Raw genomic sequence first — 20,919 nt, forward strand, 5'->3', positions numbered from 1 at the left:
AACACGAGGAGAAACGCCATGGCCAAGCCGGTCTGGATCATAGACGACGACAAGGCGATACGCTGGGTGCTGGAAAAGGCGCTGACCCGCGCCGGCATCGGCTTCGACAGCTTCGCCAGCGCCGACGACGCGCTCAACGCGCTATACGACGACAAGCCGCAAGCCATCATCTCCGACATCCGCATGCCGGGCACCGACGGCCTGAAGTTCCTGTCCAAGGTGAAGACCGAGCATCCGCAGCTGCCGGTCATCATCATGACCGCCCACTCCGACCTGGACTCCGCGGTGTCGGCCTTCCAGGGCGGCGCCTTCGAATACCTGCCCAAGCCGTTCGACATCGACCAGGCGGTGCTGCTGATCGAGCGCGCGCTGGCCGAAAGCGAGGCGCAAGGCGGCGGCGCCGACAGCCCGGAAGCGATGCCGGTGCTGCTGGGCCAGGCGCCGGCGATGCAGGACGTATTCCGCGCCATCGGCCGGCTGGCCCAATCCAACGTCACCGTGCTGATCACCGGAGAATCCGGCACCGGCAAGGAACGGGTGGCCGAGGCGCTGCACCGCCACTCGGTGCGCGCCGGCAAGCCCTTCATCGCGCTCAACACCGCGGCGATACCGAAGGACCTGCTGGAATCCGAACTGTTCGGCCACGAAAAAGGCGCGTTTACCGGCGCGCTGGCCACGCGGCGCGGCCGCTTCGAGGAAGCCGAAGGCGGCACGCTGTTCCTGGACGAGATCGGCGACATGCCGACCGAGCTGCAAACCCGGCTGCTCAGAGTGCTGTCCGACGGCCATTTCTACCGCGTCGGCGGCCACACGCCGATCAAGGCCAATGTCCGGGTGATCGCCGCCACCCACCAGAACCTGGAGCAACGGGTGCGCGACGGGCTGTTCCGCGAAGACCTGTACCACCGCCTCAACGTGATCCGCCTGCGGCTGCCGCCGCTGAGGGAGCGGCGCGAGGACATCCCGCTCTTGGCCCGCCACTTCCTGGCCAAGAGCGCCTCCCAGCTGGGCGTCGAACCCAAGCGCCTGTCCGAGGCGGCGATGGCGCTGATCCAGCGCAGCGCTTTCACCGGCAACGTGCGCGAGCTGGAAAACCTGTGCCAGTGGATATGCGTGATGGCGCCGGGCCAGACCGTCGAAGTGGCCGACCTGCCGCCGGAGCTGCGCGAGCCGCAAGCCGAGGCCGCCGGTTGCCCGCACGGCGACTGGGACCGGATGCTGGAGGACGAGATCCGCCGGCGTCTGCGCGCCGGCGAGGTCGGCATCGTCGATGAGCTGACGCGCCGCTTCGAAACCACCTGCATCCGCGCCAGCCTCGGCCATACCGGCGGGCGCCGGGTGGAAGCCGCGCACCTGCTGGGCTGGGGGCGCAACACCCTGACCCGCAAGATTCAGGAACTAGGGCTGGAGCACGACGCTCAGCACAGTTAATTGTTAATCAAATAATTCCAAAACAATCAGCATATTTTTAATCATTTTGATAAAATGGGCAGACCTTTCCCAGCCTGAATGTCCGATGTCCCGTCTGCCCATCGCGCTGGCCTGCCTGTTCCCGCTGTCCCTGCCCGCCGCGGAGCCGCTGCGCGTCGGCATCAGCGACGCGCTGACCAGTCCCTACATGATCGAAGATCCCGCGGCCGACAGCCTGCCGCGGGGCCGGGCCATCGATCTGGCCCGAACCGCGTTGCGGCGCTGCGGGCTGGAGGCGCGCTTCCTGCGCCAGCCCGGCAAGCGCCTGGTGCAAAACCTTGGGCTGCATAGGCTGGACAGCGCGCTGCTGCTGTCTTACCAAGCGCCCCGGCGCGACCTGATGGCCTATCCGATGCGCGGAGACAAGCCCGACGCCAACCGCCGCATGGCCACCTTCCACTACGTTTTCTATGTGCGGAACGACAGCGCGCTGCGCTGGGACGGCGCGCGGCTGAGCGGTCTGGACGGCGCGGTCGGCATCAACCGCGGCTGGTCGATCGGCGGCGATCTGGCGGCGCTCGGCATCGCCGCCGAGAACGGCAGCACCATCGCCGACAATTTCTCCAAGCTGAAAGCCGGCCGCATCCAGGCCTACGCGCTGCACCGCCAGGCCGGCGATCTCTACCTGCGCCACCATCCGGAGCTGCAAGTCCGCCGGCTGTCCCCGCCCCTGCTCAGCAAGACCTACTACTGGGTATTCAGCCGCGACTACGCGCGCCGCCATCCGCGGCACGCGGAATGCGTGTGGCGGCAGCTGCCCGGCCTGCGCGCGCGCTATCTGCCGGAAGGCGGCGGCTAGGGGCTGTTGACGTTTGGTGAGCGGATCGCGTTTGCGCCGATTTGGGACGGAAGCAAGGCGCACAGTCCGACGCATAGTCATGCTATGCAAGGGCTGGGCAACGCGGCTTCCGTCCCAAAGCGGCCAAACCCGCGGGCCGGGCGCGTTTCGCGACGACGCTTCGTTGTGCCGCGCTGGCAGAGCATGACTATGCGGCGCGCGAAACGCCTGGATTCGCCGCAAAACGCATCCCGGCGCGACCGCTCGGCAAACGTCAACAGCCCCTGGGCCTCAGGCGAAGCGCGCCAGCTCGCGCGCCCAATCCAGCCGGCCGTCGCCGGGCTCGCGGTCGCGCGCGTCCATCCTGTCCTCGGGCACGAACCAGCACACCTCGAACAGCAAGCCGTCCGGATCGTGGCCGTACACGCTCTTGTGCACGCCGTGGTCCTCCTCCATGCCCAGCTTGCCGATCTCGGCCAGATGGTCGCGAATCCGCTTCAATTCCTGGATGGTATCCACCTCCCAGGCCAGATGGTACAGACCTGCCCTGGGCTGGTGCGGATCCGGCGTCTCTCCGCGCGGACTGAAGGGGCCCGAACGCTGCTGGCCCAGATTGCGCTGGAACAAGGCCAGATCATGGTCGTTGTCGGAATGCGCCGCCTGCGCGAACACGGCGCGGCCGGATGCCGCGTCGCCTTTGGGGCGGAAGCCCAGCACGTCGCGGTAGAAAGCCGCGCTGTCAGCCACGTCGCTGACGTAGAGCACGGCATGATTGAGTCGTTTGATGCCCATCGATCACCTGGTTTCGAAAGTCGCCGCCGCGCCTGGAAAATTGGGAGGAGCGGCGCAATTTAAAACATAAATAAAAAACTTTATAAATGGTTTATTATTAAAAGCGCCGACACGCGGCAGACAGCCGCACGCAGGCGCCATCCAAGCCTACAGGAGCCAAGCAGCATGGACACACGTCATATCGGAATCGGATTCTCGCTGGGCACGCTGATCGCGGTCGCCCTGTCATGGTCGGCCAACCATTCCATCCTGTGGGCGATCATTCACGGCTTTTTGAGCTGGCTTTACGTCATCTACTACGTGGTGACCCGCCTGCTCTGAGCCTGCGCCCGGGCGTGTCCGGCTGGCGCTCTGCCGCGGCAGACTGCCATGCTTTCGGCATTTCGCCAAGCGCCGCCTTCACGGCAGCGCTTCGCACACCTCGGCCAGCACCCGGCCCTCGCCGTCCAGCATCCAGTGGCTGCGCCCATAGTGCCGGTCGCAGCACTCGCGGTAGGCGATGCCCCCGCCGGCGGCGAACAGCCCGGGCAACGCGAAATACCGGCGGCCGGAGAAGGACGGCTGGATGCCCGCCCGCGCCAGTATGCTGCCGAACGGCAGGTCGGACTCGATCAACTGCCGCTTGAGCCTCGGTTCGAAAGCCAGCAGCTCTATCCGTATCCAGGCCGCCACGTGGCAACGCTGCGCCTCGTCCAGCAACAGGATGCTGCGCTCCAGCCTGCGCGCGTCATGCCGCTGCCACAGCCGGCGGATGCGCAGCATGCAGCCACGGCTGGCCTGCAGGGCGCCGGTCATGTATCCGTCGTGGACCAGCGCGCCGCGGCTGCACGCGCAGATCTCGTCCGGCGACACCGGCCAGGCCTTCTCCCAGGGAATCGTGATGGCTGGCCGCGCCTGTTCCGCGTCCGGCAGGAACGGCGGGAGGCGGACGCCCCCCGCGCTTGCCTGATGCAGCCTCACAGGCTGGTGGCCATGTGAGAGGAGCAGACCGCGGCGATGTCGCCGTCCACGCCCTGCCGCCGCAGCGCGCGCGCGGCAGCGATGGCGGCGCCTGACGACGGCCCGACCGGCTCGCCGCAAGCGGCCAGCGCCTCGCGCGCCGTCGACCAGGCCAACGCCGACGCCACCGGCACGATGCCGGCCACGGCCTCGCGCCGGAATAATTTCGTCGGCGCCGGCGGCGCCAGGCCGGGAATATCATGCGGACGCCACGGCTCGCCCGACAGCACGGCCGCTTCCGCAGGCTCCGCCGCGTAGACCGGGATGCCGGCCGGCGCCAGCGCCTCGGCGATGCCCATCAGCGACGCGCAAGTGCCGGCCGGCACCGTCACCGCCGCCAGCCCGGGCGATTGGCGCAGCAACTCCTCGCCCACCGCCCGGTAATGGCCGATCAGCTCCGCGTCGCTCAACTGCTCGACCACATGGCTGTCCGGCATGCCGCGATGCGCGTCCAGCAGCTCCTGCAACTGCGGATGCGGGCGGCGCTCCACCGCGGCGCCCAGCCAGCGCGCGTAATTGACCACGCTGTCCGGCGCGCTCTCCGGCATCAGCAACAGCGCCTTGCAGCCTATCTGGCTGGCGGCCCAGGCCACGCTGACGCCGGCGCTGCCGGCGGTCATGATCGCCAGCGTCGTGCCGCGGCCTATCCGGCCCGCTTCCGCGCGCGCCAGCAGCGTCTTCGGCAGCGAACGGTGCTTGATCGACAGCGAGGGATTCAGGTATTCGAGCTTCAGGCTCAGGCCGGGCATCAGACGCGGCGCCTGCAACAAGGGGGTCATCGCGCATCCCTCATAGGTAGGCATGGACGGGCAGCGGCAGCTCGATGAAGCGCGGCACCTTGACGCCGTTGCCGCTGGCCATCTTGTCGCGCTTCAGCTTCTGGATCAGCTCGGACGGCACCAGGCGCAGCGGCGGCGCCACCGCCAGCCGCTGCAACAGCAGTTCTCCGACCCGGCGGACGATGTCGGCGCCGCCGTCTCCCGCCGACAGCCATACCTCCACCCGCTGGCCGCCCTGCTCGTCCGGACAGCGCACCACCAGTTCGTTGTCTATGCCGGCCACGCCGCCCAGCACGTCGAAGATCAGATCCGGATAGACCGTCTGGCCCTGGATTTTCAACTGGTGGTCGACCCGGCCGATGATGGCGCCCAGCCGCGGGCTGCGGCGGCCGCAGTCGCAAGGGCTGTCGTCCAGCCAGCTGGCGATGTCGCCGGTCGCGTAGCGCACCGCGATGAAGCCGCGCGGCAAGGTCAGCGAGGTGACCACCACCTCGCCCGGCTGGCCCGGCGCGGCCGGCAGGCCGGTATCGGGATCGATCAGCTCGACGTGGACCGCATCGTCGTTGATGTGGAAGCCGCGATGCTGCAGGCACTCATGGCCGACCGAACCCAGTTCGCTGCAGCCGTACTCGTTGAGCGCCTCCTTCAGCCCCCACAGCTCCATCACCTTGCGCGCCACCGGCGTCGGCCGGTTGTCGGCGTCGAAAGCGCCGCAGGCGCCGAAATAGGCGTAATCCGGCAGACACTCCGGCGCCGGGAAATCCGCGCCCATGGTCTGCGCCAGCTCCAGCATCACAGCCGGATTGCCGACCACGAAGGCCGGCTGGTGGTAATGCACCACGTCCAGGATGCGCCGCGTGCGCTGCGGCGAGCAGCGGAACGGCCCCAGACCCACCTTCTTGGCCGCCTGCAGCACCAGCGGCCCCAGCGTGAACATGTCGTTGTTGCTGAGCAGATGCAGCATGCGGTCGCCCGGCTTCGCGCCCAGCTCGGTGAGCACCCGCGCCACGCAATCGACCCACACCATTTCCTGCAGCCGGTGCACCGGCAGTTCCACCGGCCGTCCGGTGGTCCCGGAAGAGCTGACGACATCGGTGAAGTCGCCGTACTCCATCAGCTCGTCCCAATGGTTGGACAGATCCTGCTTGCGGATCGCGGGCACGCGGTGATACTCGCCGTCGCGCAGCCATTGCATGATCTGCTCCCGCTCCACGCCCCAATGGCGCGGGTAGTGCGGACGCAGCGACGCCTGCTCGACGACGCGAGCAATCCTTGCTACAGGCAACATGGTTGGTTTCCTCGTTGGACGGATGATCAGACGCCGGCCCCTCGGGCCGGACACGACGCCGCAGCGGCCGCTAAGTCATGGCGGGCCCCAGGCGGCTGTTCAGATAGCGCTCGCTGGCGCGGCGCAGCGGCGTCGGCACGCAGGCCAGCCACTGGTTGAAATGGATGCCGAGCAAAGTGTTGTTGCCGGCGCCGCTGGCCACGGCTTCGGCCAGCGAGGGGAATTCGAGGTTGTCGGGCTTGAGATTGCCGGGCTCGGCCTGGGAAAACGCGTCGCCGCGGCCGCTCCATTCGCAGACCGCGCCGCGTCCCAGCCCGAAGCCGCGCTCCCACCCCGCGGCTTGCAGCCGCGCGCGCTGCTGGCGGAAACCCGAGCGGTCGAAAATATAGCTGTCGATATTGCAGCGCAAGCCGCCCAGCTTAAGCTGCGTGACCGCGTGGAACAGTCTGGAGGGCAGACAGAACAGCACCGGCGCCGGCACCGCGTGGCGCAGGATGCGCTTGTCCAGCGCGACGAAACGCAGGCTGGCCTCGAATCCGGCGCCGCGCAGCAAGGCGCACAGCAGGTCGGCCTGGGCGTTGCAATGGCCGCGGCCCAAGGCCAGCGTCTGCTCCGGCGTGACGCGCTCGAAACCGGCGGTGAAGCCGAAACGCACCCGGTCGCGCACGTAGTCGTGCAGCGCGACGCAGAACTCCCGGTCGTCGGCCGGCAAAGCCTGGCGGCGCACGGCCTCCAGCACGCCGGCTATCGTCCTCTCGCTCATGCCCATGCCCTCCTCGCCATCGCGATGGAACGGCGCTTGAGCAGCAAGGCCGCTGCCGCCAGCAGCGCCGGCAGCGACAGCAGCGCGAAGAACAGCGGCAGGCCCAGTTGCAGCTTCAGCAGCGTCGCGCCCAGCATCGCGCCGGCGATGCCGCCGAAGCGGCCCATGCCCATCATCCACGCCACGCCGCTGGCCCGGCCCGCCGTCGGGTAATAGCCGGCGGCCAGCGACGGCATCGATGCCTGCGCGCCGTTCATCGCGATGCCGGCCAGGCAGATCACCGCCGCCAGCAGGCCGTGATTGTTCAGCGCCTGGCCGATGCAGAACACCAGCGCGCCGGTCAGCAGATAGGCGAGCGCCAGCACGCGGTGCGCGTCGCAGCGGTCCATCAGCCAGCCGGTCAGCGTGCTGCCCAGCAGGCCGCCGAACGGGAACAGCGCGGTCAGCAACGCCGCTTGCCGCAAATCCATGCCGCTGTCGCTGATCAGGATGGGCAGCCAGCTGGTCAACAGATAGAAGATCAGCAGGCCCATGAAATAAGCCAGAGCCAGCAACAGCGTGCCCGTCCGGTAATCTGCGGACCAGACCAGCCGCAAGCCCGGCATCCGCTCGGCCTCGCGCAGCACCAGCCTGTCGCCGTCGCGCAACGGCGCGTCGGGCAGCAGCCGCCTGAGGATGCGGCGGGCTTCGCCCTCTCTGCCGCGCAGTATCAGAAAACGCAGCGACTCAGGCAGCGACAGCCACATCGGCGGCAGCAGCAGCAGCGGCGCGATGCCGCCCAGCAACAGCACGCTGCGCCAGCCGGCATGCGGCACCAGCCACGACGCCAGCAACCCGCCGCAGGCCGCGCCCAGCGGAAAGCCGCAGAACATCGCGCTGACGATGAAGGCCCGCCGCGGCTCCGGCGAATACTCGGACGTCAGCGTCACCGCGTTGGCCATCGCCGCGCCCAGGCCCAGTCCGGTGGCGAAACGCAGCCAGGCCAGCGCGGCCAGATCGGCGGCGGCGGAGGTCGCGACGCTCATCGCGCCGAACAGCAGCACCGCGCCCAGCAGCACGCGCTTGCGGCCGATGCGGTCGGCCAGCGGCCCCGCCAGCAGCGCGCCCGCGGCCAAGCCCCACAGCGCGGCGCTCATCACCGGCCCCAGTTGGGTGCGCGCCACGCCCCAGTCGCGGATCACGGCCGGCGCGATATAGCCGATGGCGGCGGTATCGAAACCATCGCACAGCACGATCAGGAAGCACAGCATCAGAATGCGCCATTGCCGCGCGGAAAAGCGCTGGCGATTGATCAGATCGCCGACATCCAGTTGCCTGGCCGACATCGACAGCTCTCCCATAGAATTTTGATTCATAAAAATATATTGATTTCAAATATATGGTGCGCAACAATGCCCGCCGAAGTCAAACAAAATATTCATTATGGAAATAAATTAATTATTCATTTTCCTATGTCATTGATGTCGATCAAGCCATAACCCTGGTCAAAACGCGCCATCCCGTGCTTCAACGCCATGTCGCTTACGGGAAACAGACCATTTGCAAACCACATCCTGATCATGACCTCATGGAAACGAGACTTGGAAATCTGCGCCCCATCATCCTGGTCCGGGACGGAGAATGCCTGAGACAAGCCCTGGATCACGGCCGCCACCCTCTGACAGCCTGGCTGAGCCGGCAGCGACAATGCGGCTGGCTGCTGGAGTCGCTGTTGCCCGAGATCCGCCTGCTCGCCATGCTGCTGGCCGCCCGCCGCGCCGGCTGCCGTCCCACCCCGCCCCGCCTCAGCGACGAAGCAGACTGGCTGGCCGCCCGCATCTACCTGCTGCGGCTGGAAAGAGTGGAAATGGCGAAGCTGGAAAACGACATTCTGGAACAAGCGAACGCGCGCCTGCGCGAGCTATGCGGGGCCGCGGCGCCCGAGGCTGCGGCTCTCCCCGCCTCTTTCGGCCCCGTCCCCTGGCTGCTGGGCGGCTGGGCGCCGTTCCAGCAGCCGGTCCGGGACGCCGGCGGGGCGGCCGCGATGGCGGCCAACAGCCGGCGGCTGCGTCCGCAATGCCGGCAACGGCTGGACGCGCTGCTGCCGGCGCTGCGCTCAAGCCCCCGCCAACGGGGATAAGCCCGGCAGCGTCGCGAAGCTGCTGTCCCGCACCGTCTGCACGAAATCCTGCATATAGGCGCGTTCGGCATCGTCCGCGCGCAAGGCCGCGTACAGCTCGCTGCGCAGCTTGTCCTCCCCGACCTGGCTGGCCGCGACGTAGCCGCGCTCCAGATAGGGTTGCACCGCCCAGTACGGCAGCACCGCCACGCCGCGCCGGCTGGCCACCAGCTGGATGATGGCGATGGTCAGCTCGGCGGTGCGCCGCGCCGGATTGACGCCGGCCGGCAGCAGCAGCTTGCGCAGCAAATCCAGCATCTCGTCCGCCACCGGGTAGTGGATCAGCGTCTCGGCGGCGAAATCCTCGGCCCGCCACACCGCTTTCGCCGCCAGCGGATGCTCGCGCGCGGCGATCCCCACCATTTCGTAGGAGAACAGCGGCAGGTGGACGATGCCGGCCTGCGGCTCCGCCTCGGACACGATGGCGAGGTCGGCGCGGTCGCTGAGCAGCAAACCCACCGGGTCGGCATGAAAGCCGGACACGATGTCCAGCTCCACCGCCGGCCAATGCTGGCGGAACCGGTCCATCGCCGGCATCAGCCAGTCGAAACAGGTGTGGCATTCCACCGCCACCCTGACCTCGCCGGCCTCGCCCTGGCGGATGCGCGCCAAATCGCGCTCCGCCGCCGCCACCTGGGCCGGCAGCTCCCGCGCCAGCCTGAGCAGCCGCTCGCCGGCCGGCGTGAAGCGCAGCGGCTGGGTCTTGCGCTCGAACAGCGTCAAACCATAAGCCGTCTCCAGCTGTTTCAACTGATGCGACAACGCCGACTGCGTCAGACACACCCGCTGCGCGGCCAGCGACACGCTGCCGGTTTCGGCCAATGCCAGCAAGCTTTTCAGATGCCTCAGCTCCAGCACGCTCATCATCGATTCCATTCATGTTGAACAACAAAATAATGAGTTTGAATCATACACCGCAATGACAGATGCTTGTTCCATCCCGACAAGAACAGGAACGCACCCATGAGCCACGCCACCCACCTGCTGGGCTTCCCCCGCATCGGCGCCAAGCGCGAGCTGAAAACGCTGCTGGAGCGATACTGGAAACAGGAACTGGACGAAGCCGCGCTGTCGCAGGGCGCGAAAGAGCTGCGCCAGAAGCACTGGCTGCTGCAGAAAGGCGCCGGCGTCGAACTGAGCCCGGTCGGCGACTTCTCGCTGTACGACCACGTGCTGGACGCGCAGCTGCTGGTCGGCGCCGCGCCGGCGCGCTTCGGCTTCGACGCCGCCGCGCTCACCACCGGCCAGTATTTCGAACTGGCGCGCGGCAACGCCGTTCAGCCTGCGATGGAAATGACCAAGTGGTTCGATACCAACTACCACTACCTGGTGCCGGAATGGCATGCCGACACCGCCTTCTCCGCCCAGCCCGAGCGGCTGCTGTCGCAGTTGCGCGAGGCCCGGGCGCTGGGCGTGGCCGCCAAGCCCGTGCTGCTGGGGCCGCTCAGCCTGCTATGGCTGGGCAAGGCCAAGGGCCGGCCTTTCGACAGGCTCGCGCTGCTGCCCGGCCTGGTCGCCGCCTATCGCGAGCTGCTGTCGTCGCTGCGCGCCGCCGGCGCGGAGTGGGCGCAGATCGATGAACCCATCCTGGCGCTGGACCTGGAGCCGTCGTGGCTGGACGCCTTCGCGCCAGCTTACGCGCAATTGAGCCGGCATGCGCCCAAGCTGCTGCTGGCCACCTATTTCGGCGATGTGTCCGAACACGCGGCGCGGCTGAAGTCGCTGCCGGTGGCCGGCCTGCACCTGGACCTGGTCCGCGCGCCGGAACAGATTTCCGCCTTCCTGCCGGACTATCCGGCCGACAAGGTGCTGTCCGCCGGCATCGTCGACGGCCGCAACATCTGGCGCGCCGACCTGTCCGCGCTGCTGGACCGCCTGGCCCCGCTGGCCCAGCAACTGGGCGACAGGCTGTGGCTGGCCCCCAGCTGCTCGCTGCTGCACAGCCCCTTCGACGCCGCCGCCGAAACCGGGCTGGACCCGGAGCTGAAAAACTGGCTGGCCTTCGCGGTGCAGAAACTCAACGAGCTCAAGACGCTGAAGCGCGGACTGGAGCACGGCCGCTCCGCCATCGCCGGCGAACTATCGGGCAGCGATTTCGCCCGCGAGCAGCGCCGAGCCAGCCCCCGCATCCATGACCCGGCCGTCGCGCGGCGCCTGGCCGCGCTGCCGGAAGGCACCGACCGCCGCGCCAGCCCCTACCCCATCCGCGCCGAGCGGCAGCAAGCCTGGCTCAAGCTGCCGCCGCTGCCGACCACCACCATCGGCTCCTTCCCGCAAACGCCGGCCATCCGCGCCAGCCGCGCCGCGTTCAAGAAGGGGGAACTGTCCGCCGCCGGCTATCGGCAGGCGATGGAGAAGGAAATCGAGCTGGCGATCCGCCGCCAGGAGGCGCTGGGGCTGGACGTGCTGGTGCATGGCGAGGCCGAGCGCAACGACATGGTGGAATACTTCGGCGAGCAGCTGGCCGGCTTCGCCTTCACCGCCGGCGGCTGGGTGCAGAGCTACGGCAGCCGCTGCGTGAAGCCGCCCATCATCTTCGGCGACGTGGCGCGGCCCAAGCCCATGACCGTGGACTGGGCGCGCTACGCGCAAAGCCTGACCGCCAAACCGGTGAAGGGCATGCTGACTGGTCCGGTCACCATCCTGCAATGGAGCTTCGTCCGCGACGACCTGCCCAGGCGCGAAGTCTGCCGCCAGATCGCGCTGGCGCTGAACGACGAGGTGCTCGACCTGGAGGCCGCCGGCATCCGCGTGATCCAGATCGACGAGCCCGCCATCCGCGAAGGCCTGCCGCTGAAGCGCGCCGGCCGCGACGTCTACCTGGCCTGGGCCGGCGAGGCCTTCCGTCTGTCCAGCCGCGGCGTGGACGACGCGACGCAGATCCATACCCACATGTGCTACTCGGAATTCGGCGACATCCTGCCGGCCATCGCCGCGCTGGACGCCGACGTGATCACCATCGAAACTTCGCGCTCGGACATGGCGCTGCTCGCCGACTTCGGCCGCTTCCGCTATCCGAACGCGATCGGGCCCGGCGTCTACGACATCCACAGCCCGCGCGTGCCGTCCGCCGCCGAAATCCGCGCGCTGCTGGACAAGGCGCTGCGGGTGATTCCGGCCGAGCGCCTGTGGGTGAATCCAGACTGCGGGCTGAAAACCCGCGGCTGGCCCGAGGTGGAGGCCGCACTGGCGGCGATGGTGGCCGTCGGCCGCGAGCTGCGCGAAAAGCTGGCACAGGCGGCCTGAGGCGGAAACGAAGACGCCCCGGCATGCCGGGGCGTCGGACAGGGACAGGGGGAAGGTTCGGGACTCACGGCTCGAGCATCCCCGGCGTCAGCATCAGCTTCAGCCTGACCTGCTCATAACCGTGGCGCTCGCGGCGGTTCAACCACCACACCGAGCCCTTCTTCACGCTCCACAGCTGCTGCTGCTCGGACAGCAGGCGCGCCGCCAGCCAGCCGATGTAAGGCTGGTGGCCGACCAGCACCACCGGACGTCCCGATTCCGGCCAGCCCACCGCCTGCAGCACCTCATCCACGCTGGAGCCGGGGTTCAGCTCCGGCATCACTTCATAGCTCTTGGCCAGATAGGCGGCCGTCTGCTGCGAACGCCGGGCTTCGGAAGCCAGCAGCAGGTAATCGTCCGGCAGCCTGTCCCGCAGCCACGACGCCATGCGGCTGGCCTGCTGCTGTCCGCGCCGGGTCAGCGCGCGCGCCAGATCGTCGGCGCCGTCTTCGGCCTCGGCGTGGCGCCACAAAATCAGATCCATATCATTCTCCTTATGCGACCGCGCGGCGGTTTGTCTTCATGCCAAACCAACCGCGCCCCCGCATGCTAACCGAGCCCGAGCGCCCGCACCAGCCACGGCAGCGCCAACGCGGTGAACACCCCGTTCAGCCCCATCGCCAGGCCGGCGAAGGCGCCCGCCGCCTCGGACAGCTGGAACAGCCTGGCGGTGCCGATGCCATGCGCGGTCACGCCGGTGGCCACGCCCAGCAGCATGTCGTCGTCCCAGCCCAGCAGCTTGAACAGCGGCGGCGCCATCACCGCGCCGACGATGCCGGACACGATGACGAACATCGCCGCCAGCTCCGGCGAGCCGCCCAGGCCCCCGGCCAGGCTCATCGCGATCGGCGTGGTCACCGCCCGGGTGGACAGCGCCACCAGCACCGGCTGGTCGAGACCCAGCCACCATCCCAGGCCGGCCGCGCTGGCCATCCCCACCAGACCGCCGATCGCGATGCTGGCCAACAGCGGCGCGGCGGCTTTCTTCAAACGCGCCAGGTTGCCGTACAAGGGCACCGCCAGCGCCACCGTCGCCGGCCCCAGCAGCAGCTGGATGAAACGGGCGCCATTCATGTACTGCTGATAGCTGCTGCCGCTCAGCCACAGCCAGGCCAGCACCAGCAGCACGCCCAGCAGCACCGGGTTGGCCAGCGGATGGCCATGGCAGCGGCGGTGGCCCGCCAGCGCCAGCCGATAAGCCAGCAGCGTGACGAAGACGCCGGTCAGCGGCGAATCCAGCCAGGCGGCGCTCAATGCCGCCTCCCGCGCAGCAGCAGTTTCAGGACCAGCCCGGTAGCCAGCAGCGTGGCCAGCGTGGAGCCCAGCAGGATCAGCGCCAGCTGCCAGCCATGCGAGCGCAGCAGCGGCGCGTAAGCCATCAGCGCGCCGCCCGCCGGGATGAACAGCAGCGACATGTGGCCGAGAAAGCGCGGCGTCTCCCGCTGCAGCGTCTGCGGCGCCGCCCGGCGCAACCACAGCGTGGCGAACAGCAGCAACAGCCCCATCACCGGCCCCGGCATCGGCCAGCCCATGCCGCGCACCAGCGCCTCTCCCGCCAGCTGGTAGCCCAGCAGCCACAACAGCAGATCCAGCATATGCCCTCCCGTCCAACGCGCTCTGGGCATGATAACGGCAAGTCGCCGCCTCCGGGTATCGCCGCAGGCGACAAGCGCCGCCGGCTTTTGGCATAATGCGCGCCATGGTAAACGATGTCCTGTGGCGCGCCGCGCCCCCCGCCCTGCCCGACTCCATGCTGGATTGCCTGACCGAGCCCGCCTCGCTGAGCCTGAGGCTGCAGGCGGGCGGCCGCCGTTTCGCGGTGTCCGTGCTGAGCCAGGGCGAAGACCGCGTGCTGGCCGACGAGGCCGAGGCGCTGGGCCTGCCGGAAGGCCAGCCTATGTACGCCCGCCACGTGCTGCTGACCCTGGACGACATGCCGGTGGTGTACGCCCGCAGCGCCGCCCGCCCCGACTGTCCGGCCTGGCTGCCGGTGCTGCGGCGCGGCAGCCGCTCGCTGGGCCTGACGCTGTTCGGCGAGCTGCCCGAGCTGGACCGCGAGCCGCTGCGCTACGGATGGCTGGCCGACGGCCATCCGCTGGCCGCCGCCGCCACCCGGGTCCAGCCCGCGGCCGGCTATCCGGCCCGCCGCTGCCGCTTTCTGCTGGGCGGCTCGCCGCTGCTGCTGACCGAGCTGTTCCTGCCCGCGCTGGAGGATTTCCTGTGATTTCGACCGCCACCATCCGCGACCGCTACGAAAACTATCGGCAACTGATGCGCTGGGACAAGCCGATCGGCACTCTGCTGCTGCTGTGGCCGACGCTGTGGGCGCTGTGGATCGCCACCCATGGCGCGCCCCGCCTGTCCATCGTCGCCATCTTCTGCCTGGGCACCTTCCTGATGCGCTCGGCCGGCTGCGTGATCAACGATTACGCCGACCGCGACTACGACGCCCACGTCGCGCGCACCAGCCAGCGCCCGTTCGCGCGCGGCGCGGTCAGCAAGAAGGAGGCGCTGCTGCTGGCCGCCCTGCTGGCCGCCCTCTCCTTCCTGCTGGTGCTGCCGCTGAACAATCTGACCAAGCTGCTGAGCGTGCCGGCGGTGCTGATCGCGGCCAGTTACCCGTTCACCAAGCGCTTCTTCCCGATGCCGCAGGCCTACCTGGGCGTCGCCTTCTCCTTCGGCATCCCGATGGGCTTCGCCGCCGAAACCGGCGAAGTACCCGTTCTGGCCTGGCTGCTGCTGCTGGCCAACCTGTTCTGGGTGGTGGCCTACGACACCGCCTACGCGATTGCGGACAAGCCGGACGATCTGAAGATCGGCATCAAGACTTCGGCCATCACCATGGGCGACTACGACGTCGCCGGCGTGATGCTGTGCCATGCCGCCTTCCTCGCCCTGATGTGCGGAATAGGCGTGCATCTGGCGCTGGCCTGGCCCTACTACCTGGGCCTCGCTGCCGCGGCCGCGCTGATCATGCAGCAATACCGCGAGATCAAGGACCGCGACCGCGCCAAGTGCTTCAAGGCCTTTCTCGACAACAACCGTGTCGGCGCGGCCGTGTTCGCCGGCGTGCTGCTCAGCTACTGGCTGAGCTGAGACCTGACCCATATGCCATTTACAATAAATTACGCATGCGTCAGCATTCTGGGATGAACTTCGCCCGCCGGCGCGGCTCATAGCAAGGCCGGGCCGCGGCCCGGTGCCATAGCTTGGCTGTCCAATACCAATAAGCGACTTCCTGGAAGGTGAACACCATGAAAAAACTGCTGACCGCTCTGATCGCTGCTGCCTTCGCCACCTCCGCCTTCGCCGCTCCGGCCGCCTCCGGCCCTGCCGCCGAGAAGAAGATGGAACACAAGGCCGAGCACAAGAAGCATCACAAGAAGAAAGCGCACAAGAAACACGCCTCCGGCGCCGCGCATGAAAAGCACAAGAAAGCCGCTTCCGGCGCCAAGTAAGCCGCCAGACGCAGAAAAAGCTCCCGCAAGGGAGCTTTTTTCATTGCCGGACGCGATGGTCAGCGCACGCGGAACGGCAGCCGATACGCACCCTTGCCCAGCTTCAACTCCACCTGCCAGTCGCGGCTGCCGCTGACGCACATCGGCAGGATGGCCTTGGCCTTCCATCCCGCGCCGTCGCGCAGGAAGGTGTAGCGGTTGAAGCCCATGTCCATGCCCGGCATCGTGAAGTCGGCGGTCGGCGCCGCCTCGGCCGCCACCCCGTCCAGCCGGATCTCGAAGGGCTGGCCGTTGGATGGCCGGGCGGAAAAGCGCAGCGCGCCGCCGCCCGGCAGCGCGCACGCGCCGCGCTCGATGTCGCAGGACAAAACCTGCGCCGCCGGAGCGGACGGCTGCCTGTTATGCGAATACCAGTAGTAGATCAGGCCGAACTTGACGGCGCCGAAGGCCAGCAGCGCCGCGCCCAGGATCAGCAGCTTGCGCTGCTTCGCCGTCATCGCCACGCCCCGCGCATCAGCGCCACGCCATGGGCGCCGTGAAGGCGGGCCAGGTCCAGGTTCTCGGCGCGCATGCCGCCCAGCGCGTACACCGGCAGCGGCACGCCGCCGGCCAGGCAAGCGGAGAAGCCGTCCCAGCCCAGCAGCGACGCGCCGGGATGGGTGGCCGTGGGCGCGACCGGGCTCAGCAGCGCGTAGTCCAGTCCCAGCTCGCCGGCCCGCGCCAGTTCGTCCGCGCCATGGATGGACGCGCCCACCCAGTCGAAGGCCGGACGCGATTCCAGCGCGGCCAGGCGCGCGCCGTTCAGGTGCACGCCGTCCACCGGCCAGCCTTCCAGCCACGCCGGATCGGCGTTGACCACCAGCTTGCCGCCGCGCGGGCGGACGATGGCGGCGGCGCGGGCGACGAAATCGGCCAGCGCTTCGCGCCCCATCTCGCGCTCGCGCACCTGGACCATGCCCCAGTCGCGCTCGGCCAGCCGCGCCAGCTGCGCCTCGACGCCGATTTCGGCGGCGCAGGTGATCGCGTAGCAGGACGGCAGCGCCAGCGACTTCAGGATCGGCCCGTTGGCCGGCAGCATCGGCGCCACGGTCAGCCGGCCCGGGCGCTGCCAGGCGAAGGACTGGCCTTCGCGCGGATGCGGATCGCCCAGCCAGTCCCAGATGCGGAAAAAGCGCAGGTGCACCGATGCGTGCTCGTAATGGTGGATCTTGGTCAACCACGGCGTGGCGGCGGTGACCGTGATGCCCATTTCCTCGTTGAATTCCCGCTTCAGCGCCGCCAGCGGCGTCTCGCCGGCCTCCACCTTGCCGCCAGGGAACTCCCAGTAGCCGGCGTAAGGCTTGCCCTCGGGGCGGCTGCCCAGCATGAAGCTGCCGTCCGGCCGCATCAGCGCGCCCGCCACTACATCTATGATCTTGTTGCTCGTCATGTCTTCAATCTGTCGGCTATGGGCGCCTGGCGCCCGGGATTCATTTCTTGCCGCTGCGCCTGGCCAGCTTCTGGCTGCCGGCCCAGTGGCAGGCGAACTGCCAGGCCACCCGGCCGGAGCGGCTGCCGCGCGACAGGCTCCATTGCAGGGCCGCGCGTTCGGCCTTGTCGCCGTATTTCAGGCCGAAATGGCCCAGCCACTCCCTGACCGCCGCCAGGTAGGCGTCCTGGTCGAACGGGTAGAAGGACAGCCACAGGCCGAAACGGTCGGACAGCGACACCTTCTCCTCCACCGCCTCGCCGGGATGGATTTCGCCGTCGCGCAGCCAGCCTTCGCGGTTTTCGCTCATCTGCTCCGGCAGCAGGTGGCGGCGGTTGGACGTGGCGTACACCAGCAGGTTGTCGCAGCGGCGGGCCAGGCCGCCGTCCAGCGCGCTCTTCAGCGCCTTGTAGCCGGCGTCGCCGTGCTCGAACGACAGGTCGTCGCAGAACAGCACGAAGCGCTCCGGCCGTCCGGACAGCAGCTCCACCAGCTGCGGCAGATCCGCCAGATGCTCGCGGTCTATCTCGATCAGACGCAGGCCGTCGCGGCCGAACTCCGGCAGCAGCGCCTTCACCAGCGACGATTTGCCGGTGCCGCGCGCGCCGGTCAGCAACACATTGTTGGCCGGCAGGCCGGCGACGAACTGGCGGGTGTTGGCCAGCAGCTGCTCGCGCTGGGCGTCGACGCAGGCCAGCCGGTCCAGCGCCACCGCATGCGGCTCATGCACCGCCTCCAGCCAGCCGGCCAGGCCCTGGCGGTGCCAACGGAAGGCCTGGGCGCTCCAGTCCGGCTCCCGCCGCGGCGGCGGCAGCATCGGCTCCAGCCGGGCCAGCACCGCCTCGGCGCGGTTCAAGAAATCCTGCAAGGCGTCCATCATGCTTCCCTTTCAGATGGCAAAACAGCCTGCGGCGAGACACAGGCTGTCATTCTGATCGCAAACGGCGGAAAGCCGCGCCGCCGCAGACAGTACGTCGGGTGCGGCAAGGCGGCGCAACGCCGCATCGGGCGTTTTGTCGGCCGCGCCCAAATCAATCGCGTAAAGAGATCACCGGCCAGCCGTGCGCTTCGGCATAGGCCTTGAGCTTGTCGTCGGCGTCCACCGCCACCGGATTGTCCACCAGCTTCATCAGCGGCAGGTCGTTGTGCGAATCGCTGTAGAAGAAGCTCTCGGCGTAGCTGTCCCAGCTCTCGCCGCGCTCGGCCAGCCATTGCTCGATGCGGGTGATCTTGCCTTCCTTGAAGCTCAACACGCCGGTAGGACGACCGGTGTAATTGCCGTCGGCGTCCTGCTCCAGCTCGATCGCGATCAGATGCTCGACGCCCAGCTCGCGCGCGATCGGCCCGGTGATGAAGCGGTTGGTCGCGGTGATGATGACGATCTGGTCGCCTTCGGCGCGGTGGGCGGCCAGCCGCTCGCGCGCCTTGTTGGGGATCAGCGGCTTGATGTGGTTTTCCAGGTAGTCGGCGTGCAGTTCGTCCAGCTGATGGCGCGAGAAGCGCGTCAGCGGCGCCAGGATGAACGCCAGGTACTCGTTCATGTCCAGCGTGCCGTTCTGGTACTGGCGGTAGAAATAGCTGTTGCGCTCGTCGTACTGGGCGGCGTCCAGAATGCCGCGCTTGATCAGGAAGCGCGGCCATTCGAAGTCGGAGTCGCCGGCGATCAGCGTGTGGTCGAGGTCGAACAGGGCGAGCCTGCGTTTGGCGGGAGTGGCTGTCGTCATGATTCCGGGGTGGCGGTTTGCAAAACGTTTTTCACCAGCGGCACGGTGATCGGGCGCCGCAGCGCCAGCGAGTAGCGATCCAGCATGTCTATCATCGAGATCAGGCTGGTCAGGTCGCGCCGCCAGTGGGTGAGCAGGTAGCGGTAGACGTCGTCGGGTATCGACAGCTGGCGGTTGGCGGCGTGGCTGCGCAAGGCGGCCAGCTTGTCGTCGTCCGACAGCGCCTTCACCTCCAGCACCAGGCCCCAGCCCAGGCGGGTGCGCAGGTCGTCGCGCACCGACAGCGCCACCGGCGGCTTGCGCCCGGCCATCAAGAGCCGCCCCTCGCCGCCCTCCTTCAAGGAGTTGTAGAAGGAGAACAGCATGATCTGGTCGTCCGGCGCCAGGTCGTCCACATGGTCCACCGCGATGAAGCTGGCCTCGCGCGCGAAGTCCGGCAGGTGGTCGCCCTTGCCGTCCAGGTAGATGGCGGCGCGGCCCAGCCGCTCGGCATGGGCGATCCAGGCCTGCAGCAGATGGGTTTTGCCGCAACCGGGCTCGCCCCACAGATAGATGAAGCGTTCGCCTTCGGTGGCGGTCAGTGCGGTGATCACCTCGCGGTTGCGCTCGGCCAGGAAATTGTCGAAGGCCGGCAGCGGCGTGGGCGTGAGATCGAGTACGAGCTGGTCCAAGTTTACGGTGCTGCGTTGCGTGCTGACATCAATGAATGCGATTTTACGACGATACGGCCCGCTGTTGGAACCGCCATTTTCCCCGACAAGATTGATGACATCGGCAAATCAAGGCGACAAAGGAAAAAGGCTTCCCGCAGCGCCAGCCTTTTTGCCGATTTTCAGTTAAAATACAGTGCTTTCGCACCGGCGAAAGCTTGATGTAAAAATATTTCAAGTTTGCAGAAAGCGAGATTATCTTGAACACCACGTCCCTCAGTTACCGTGATGCCGGCGTAGACATCGACGCCGGCGACGCGCTGGTCGAAAACATCAAGCCGTTTGCCAAGCGCACCATGCGCCCGGAAGTGCTCGGCGGCATCGGCGGTTTCGGCGCACTGGTGGAAATCTCCAAGAAGTACAAGGAGCCGGTGCTGGTTTCCGGCACCGACGGCGTGGGCACCAAGCTCAAGCTGGCTTTCGACTGGAACCGCCATGACACCGTCGGCATCGACCTGGTGGCGATGAGCGTCAACGACATCCTGGTGCAGGGTGCCGAGCCGCTGTTCTTCCTCGACTACTTCGCCTGCGGCAAGCTGGACGTGGCCCAGGCCACCGAGGTGATCAAGGGCATCGCCGCCGGCTGCGAACAGGCCGGCTGCGCGCTGACCGGCGGCGAAACCGCCGAGATGCCGGGCATGTACCCGGCCGGCGAATACGACCTGGCCGGCTTCGCCGTCGGCGTGGTGGAGAAGAGCAAGGTGATCAGCGGCCGCGACATCGTCCCCGGCGACGTGGTGCTGGGCCTGGCGTCCAACGGCGTGCACTCCAATGGCTACAGCCTGGTGCGCAAGATCATCGACCGCGCTCAGCCTGAGCTGGACGCGCCGTTCGACGGCGACAAGACCCTGCGCGACGCGGTGATCGCGCCGACCCGCATCTACGTCAAGCCGTTGCTGAAGCTGATGGAGACGCTGCCGGTCAAGGGCATGGCCCACATCACCGGCGGCGGCATCACCGAAAACACTCCGCGCGTGCTGCCGGACAACACCGTCGCCCAGATCGACGCCGCCAGCTGGCAGCTGCCCAAGCTGTTCCAGTGGCTGCAGCGCGAAGGCAATGTGGACATCCAGGAAATGTACCGCACCTTCAATTGCGGCATCGGCATGGTGGTGGTGGTCGCGCCCGAGCACGCCGAGCAGGCGCTGGCGCTGCTGCGCGAGGCCGGCGAGACCGTCTATCGCATCGGCCAGGTGCGCGAGCGCCAGGGCGGCGAGCACCAGACCCAGATAGCCTGAGGTTCTTCC

25 protein-coding genes are annotated in these 20,919 nt (G+C 68.0%); 10 read left to right on the forward strand and 15 right to left on the reverse strand.

Annotation, left to right across the window (positions count from 1 at the left end; genetic code table 11):
• Positions 1–18 precede the first annotated feature (18 nt).
• Both ntrC and CV_RS17790 read left to right on the forward strand, forming a co-directional pair.
• Complete coding sequence (ntrC, locus tag CV_RS17785) at positions 19–1,431, forward strand: nitrogen regulation protein NR(I) (RefSeq protein WP_011137139.1); 1,413 nt, start codon at positions 19–21, stop codon at positions 1,429–1,431.
• Positions 1,432–1,516: 85 nt separating this feature from the next.
• Positions 1,517–2,269, forward strand: coding sequence for a substrate-binding periplasmic protein (locus tag CV_RS17790; protein WP_011137140.1), 753 nt, complete (start codon positions 1,517–1,519; stop codon positions 2,267–2,269).
• Between the two features lie 270 nt (positions 2,270–2,539).
• On the opposite strand, the gene CV_RS17795 is transcribed toward CV_RS17790, so the two are convergent.
• A complete protein-coding gene (locus CV_RS17795) occupies positions 2,540–3,040 on the reverse strand; it encodes a VOC family protein (protein ID WP_011137141.1) in 501 nt (166 codons plus the stop codon).
• Between the two features lie 165 nt (positions 3,041–3,205).
• Between CV_RS17795 and CV_RS23940 the strand changes: the two genes are divergently transcribed.
• On the forward strand, positions 3,206–3,361 hold the full coding sequence (locus CV_RS23940) for a hypothetical protein (protein ID WP_011137142.1): 156 nt from the start codon (positions 3,206–3,208) through the stop codon (positions 3,359–3,361).
• 78 nt (positions 3,362–3,439) lie between these two features.
• Here CV_RS23940 and CV_RS17800 read toward each other — a convergent pair whose 3' ends face one another.
• The 5 genes from CV_RS17800 to CV_RS17820 form a co-directional block, all read right to left on the reverse strand.
• A complete protein-coding gene (locus CV_RS17800; protein WP_043596633.1) occupies positions 3,440–4,000 on the reverse strand; it encodes a hypothetical protein in 561 nt (186 codons plus the stop codon).
• Positions 3,997–4,818 carry a pyridoxal-phosphate dependent enzyme gene (locus CV_RS17805; protein ID WP_011137144.1) on the reverse strand — a complete coding sequence of 274 codons (822 nt, stop codon included), beginning with the start codon at positions 4,816–4,818 and terminating at the stop codon, positions 3,997–3,999. The genes CV_RS17800 and CV_RS17805 overlap by 4 nt, the downstream gene beginning before the upstream one ends.
• Before the next feature lie 10 nt (positions 4,819–4,828).
• Positions 4,829–6,106 carry a phenylacetate--CoA ligase family protein gene (locus tag CV_RS17810; protein WP_043596636.1) on the reverse strand — a complete coding sequence of 426 codons (1,278 nt, stop codon included), beginning with the start codon at positions 6,104–6,106 and terminating at the stop codon, positions 4,829–4,831.
• Between the two features lie 70 nt (positions 6,107–6,176).
• Positions 6,177–6,869 carry a transglutaminase-like domain-containing protein gene (locus CV_RS17815; RefSeq protein ID WP_011137146.1) on the reverse strand — a complete coding sequence of 231 codons (693 nt, stop codon included), beginning with the start codon at positions 6,867–6,869 and terminating at the stop codon, positions 6,177–6,179.
• The gene (locus CV_RS17820; protein ID WP_011137147.1) at positions 6,866–8,194 is read right to left on the reverse strand and encodes an MFS transporter; all 1,329 of its coding nucleotides are present in this window, start codon (positions 8,192–8,194) and stop codon (positions 6,866–6,868) included. Before CV_RS17820 ends, CV_RS17815 begins: the two co-directional genes overlap by 4 nt.
• 242 nt (positions 8,195–8,436) lie before the next feature.
• Here CV_RS17820 and CV_RS22345 point away from each other — a divergent pair, with 242 nt between their 5' ends.
• Positions 8,437–8,988 (forward strand): hypothetical protein, encoded by a 552-nt coding sequence (locus CV_RS22345; RefSeq protein ID WP_139791101.1) that lies wholly within the window; start codon positions 8,437–8,439, stop codon positions 8,986–8,988.
• Here CV_RS22345 and CV_RS17830 read toward each other — a convergent pair.
• A complete protein-coding gene (locus tag CV_RS17830; RefSeq protein ID WP_043596640.1) occupies positions 8,965–9,894 on the reverse strand; it encodes a LysR family transcriptional regulator in 930 nt (309 codons plus the stop codon). The genes CV_RS22345 and CV_RS17830 overlap by 24 nt on opposite strands.
• 96 nt (positions 9,895–9,990) lie before the next feature.
• Between CV_RS17830 and metE the strand changes: the two genes are divergently transcribed.
• Entirely contained in the window at positions 9,991–12,273 is a 2,283-nt protein-coding gene (metE, locus tag CV_RS17835; RefSeq protein WP_011137151.1) for a 5-methyltetrahydropteroyltriglutamate--homocysteine S-methyltransferase, read from the forward strand.
• A 64-nt stretch (positions 12,274–12,337) separates the two neighbouring features.
• On the opposite strand, the gene CV_RS17840 is transcribed toward metE, so the two are convergent.
• The 3 genes from CV_RS17840 to CV_RS17850 all read right to left on the reverse strand — a co-directional run bounded on the left by CV_RS17840 (position 12,338) and on the right by CV_RS17850 (position 13,907).
• Positions 12,338–12,796, reverse strand: a complete 459-nt coding sequence (locus CV_RS17840; protein WP_011137152.1) for a SixA phosphatase family protein — start codon at positions 12,794–12,796, stop codon at positions 12,338–12,340.
• Between the two features lie 65 nt (positions 12,797–12,861).
• Positions 12,862–13,566, reverse strand: coding sequence for an LrgB family protein (locus CV_RS17845; protein ID WP_011137153.1), 705 nt, complete (start codon positions 13,564–13,566; stop codon positions 12,862–12,864).
• On the reverse strand, positions 13,563–13,907 hold the full coding sequence (locus CV_RS17850) for a CidA/LrgA family protein (protein WP_011137154.1): 345 nt from the start codon (positions 13,905–13,907) through the stop codon (positions 13,563–13,565). The genes CV_RS17845 and CV_RS17850 overlap by 4 nt, the downstream gene beginning before the upstream one ends.
• A 104-nt stretch (positions 13,908–14,011) precedes the next feature.
• Here CV_RS17850 and CV_RS17855 point away from each other — a divergent pair, with 104 nt between their 5' ends.
• The 3 genes from CV_RS17855 to CV_RS17865 all read left to right on the forward strand — a co-directional run bounded on the left by CV_RS17855 (position 14,012) and on the right by CV_RS17865 (position 15,770).
• Complete coding sequence (locus CV_RS17855; protein ID WP_227590056.1) at positions 14,012–14,536, forward strand: chorismate--pyruvate lyase family protein; 525 nt, start codon at positions 14,012–14,014, stop codon at positions 14,534–14,536.
• Positions 14,536–15,408 (forward strand): 4-hydroxybenzoate octaprenyltransferase, encoded by an 873-nt coding sequence (gene ubiA / locus CV_RS17860; RefSeq protein WP_085953318.1) that lies wholly within the window; start codon positions 14,536–14,538, stop codon positions 15,406–15,408. The genes CV_RS17855 and ubiA overlap by 1 nt, the downstream gene beginning before the upstream one ends.
• Positions 15,409–15,566: 158 nt before the next feature.
• A complete protein-coding gene (locus CV_RS17865) occupies positions 15,567–15,770 on the forward strand; it encodes a hypothetical protein (protein ID WP_011137156.1) in 204 nt (67 codons plus the stop codon).
• A gap of 59 nt (positions 15,771–15,829) precedes the next feature.
• Here the strand turns inward: CV_RS17865 and CV_RS17870 are convergent, their stop codons facing one another.
• From CV_RS17870 to hda, 5 genes are all read right to left on the reverse strand, one after another.
• Positions 15,830–16,267 (reverse strand): hypothetical protein, encoded by a 438-nt coding sequence (locus CV_RS17870; RefSeq protein ID WP_043596648.1) that lies wholly within the window; start codon positions 16,265–16,267, stop codon positions 15,830–15,832.
• Complete coding sequence (locus CV_RS17875) at positions 16,264–17,199, reverse strand: Nudix family hydrolase (protein ID WP_043596650.1); 936 nt, start codon at positions 17,197–17,199, stop codon at positions 16,264–16,266. Before CV_RS17875 ends, CV_RS17870 begins: the two co-directional genes overlap by 4 nt.
• Before the next feature lie 40 nt (positions 17,200–17,239).
• Positions 17,240–18,115 carry an ATP-binding protein gene (locus CV_RS17880; protein WP_052278919.1) on the reverse strand — a complete coding sequence of 292 codons (876 nt, stop codon included), beginning with the start codon at positions 18,113–18,115 and terminating at the stop codon, positions 17,240–17,242.
• Between the two features lie 154 nt (positions 18,116–18,269).
• Positions 18,270–18,962: an HAD family hydrolase gene (locus tag CV_RS17885; protein WP_011137160.1), complete on the reverse strand. Its 693-nt coding sequence runs from the start codon at positions 18,960–18,962 to the stop codon at positions 18,270–18,272.
• On the reverse strand, positions 18,959–19,633 hold the full coding sequence (gene hda, locus CV_RS17890; protein ID WP_011137161.1) for a DnaA regulatory inactivator Hda: 675 nt from the start codon (positions 19,631–19,633) through the stop codon (positions 18,959–18,961). Before hda ends, CV_RS17885 begins: the two co-directional genes overlap by 4 nt.
• A 15-nt stretch (positions 19,634–19,648) precedes the next feature.
• Here hda and CV_RS23660 point away from each other — a divergent pair, with 15 nt between their 5' ends.
• Positions 19,649–19,834 (forward strand): hypothetical protein, encoded by a 186-nt coding sequence (locus tag CV_RS23660; protein WP_131825712.1) that lies wholly within the window; start codon positions 19,649–19,651, stop codon positions 19,832–19,834.
• Between the two features lie 38 nt (positions 19,835–19,872).
• Positions 19,873–20,910 carry a phosphoribosylformylglycinamidine cyclo-ligase gene (gene purM, locus CV_RS17895; RefSeq protein ID WP_011137162.1) on the forward strand — a complete coding sequence of 346 codons (1,038 nt, stop codon included), beginning with the start codon at positions 19,873–19,875 and terminating at the stop codon, positions 20,908–20,910.
• Positions 20,911–20,919: the final 9 nt, after the last annotated feature.

It is taken from the genome of Chromobacterium violaceum ATCC 12472 (assembly GCF_000007705.1).
Taxonomy (GTDB): domain Bacteria; phylum Pseudomonadota; class Gammaproteobacteria; order Burkholderiales; family Chromobacteriaceae; genus Chromobacterium; species Chromobacterium violaceum.

Excerpts from the sequence above, each read along its gene's own strand:
- ntrC (WP_011137139.1), top strand. The coding sequence starts at position 19 with ATGGCCAAGCCGGTCTGGATCATAGACGACGACAAGGCGATACGCTGG.
- CV_RS17790 (WP_011137140.1), top strand. The coding sequence starts at position 1,517 with ATGTCCCGTCTGCCCATCGCGCTGGCCTGCCTGTTCCCGCTGTCCCTG.
- CV_RS17795 (WP_011137141.1), bottom strand. The coding sequence starts at position 3,040 with ATGGGCATCAAACGACTCAATCATGCCGTGCTCTACGTCAGCGACGTG.
- CV_RS23940 (WP_011137142.1), top strand. The coding sequence starts at position 3,206 with ATGGACACACGTCATATCGGAATCGGATTCTCGCTGGGCACGCTGATC.
- CV_RS17805 (WP_011137144.1), bottom strand. The coding sequence starts at position 4,818 with ATGACCCCCTTGTTGCAGGCGCCGCGTCTGATGCCCGGCCTGAGCCTG.
- CV_RS17810 (WP_043596636.1), bottom strand. The coding sequence starts at position 6,106 with ATGTTGCCTGTAGCAAGGATTGCTCGCGTCGTCGAGCAGGCGTCGCTG.
- CV_RS17815 (WP_011137146.1), bottom strand. The coding sequence starts at position 6,869 with ATGAGCGAGAGGACGATAGCCGGCGTGCTGGAGGCCGTGCGCCGCCAG.
- CV_RS17820 (WP_011137147.1), bottom strand. The coding sequence starts at position 8,194 with ATGTCGGCCAGGCAACTGGATGTCGGCGATCTGATCAATCGCCAGCGC.
- CV_RS22345 (WP_139791101.1), top strand. The coding sequence starts at position 8,437 with ATGGAAACGAGACTTGGAAATCTGCGCCCCATCATCCTGGTCCGGGAC.
- CV_RS17830 (WP_043596640.1), bottom strand. The coding sequence starts at position 9,894 with ATGATGAGCGTGCTGGAGCTGAGGCATCTGAAAAGCTTGCTGGCATTG.
- metE (WP_011137151.1), top strand. The coding sequence starts at position 9,991 with ATGAGCCACGCCACCCACCTGCTGGGCTTCCCCCGCATCGGCGCCAAG.
- CV_RS17840 (WP_011137152.1), bottom strand. The coding sequence starts at position 12,796 with ATGGATCTGATTTTGTGGCGCCACGCCGAGGCCGAAGACGGCGCCGAC.
- CV_RS17850 (WP_011137154.1), bottom strand. The coding sequence starts at position 13,907 with ATGCTGGATCTGCTGTTGTGGCTGCTGGGCTACCAGCTGGCGGGAGAG.
- CV_RS17855 (WP_227590056.1), top strand. The coding sequence starts at position 14,012 with ATGGTAAACGATGTCCTGTGGCGCGCCGCGCCCCCCGCCCTGCCCGAC.
- CV_RS17865 (WP_011137156.1), top strand. The coding sequence starts at position 15,567 with ATGAAAAAACTGCTGACCGCTCTGATCGCTGCTGCCTTCGCCACCTCC.
- CV_RS17870 (WP_043596648.1), bottom strand. The coding sequence starts at position 16,267 with ATGACGGCGAAGCAGCGCAAGCTGCTGATCCTGGGCGCGGCGCTGCTG.
- CV_RS17875 (WP_043596650.1), bottom strand. The coding sequence starts at position 17,199 with ATGACGAGCAACAAGATCATAGATGTAGTGGCGGGCGCGCTGATGCGG.
- CV_RS17880 (WP_052278919.1), bottom strand. The coding sequence starts at position 18,115 with ATGGACGCCTTGCAGGATTTCTTGAACCGCGCCGAGGCGGTGCTGGCC.
- CV_RS17885 (WP_011137160.1), bottom strand. The coding sequence starts at position 18,962 with ATGACGACAGCCACTCCCGCCAAACGCAGGCTCGCCCTGTTCGACCTC.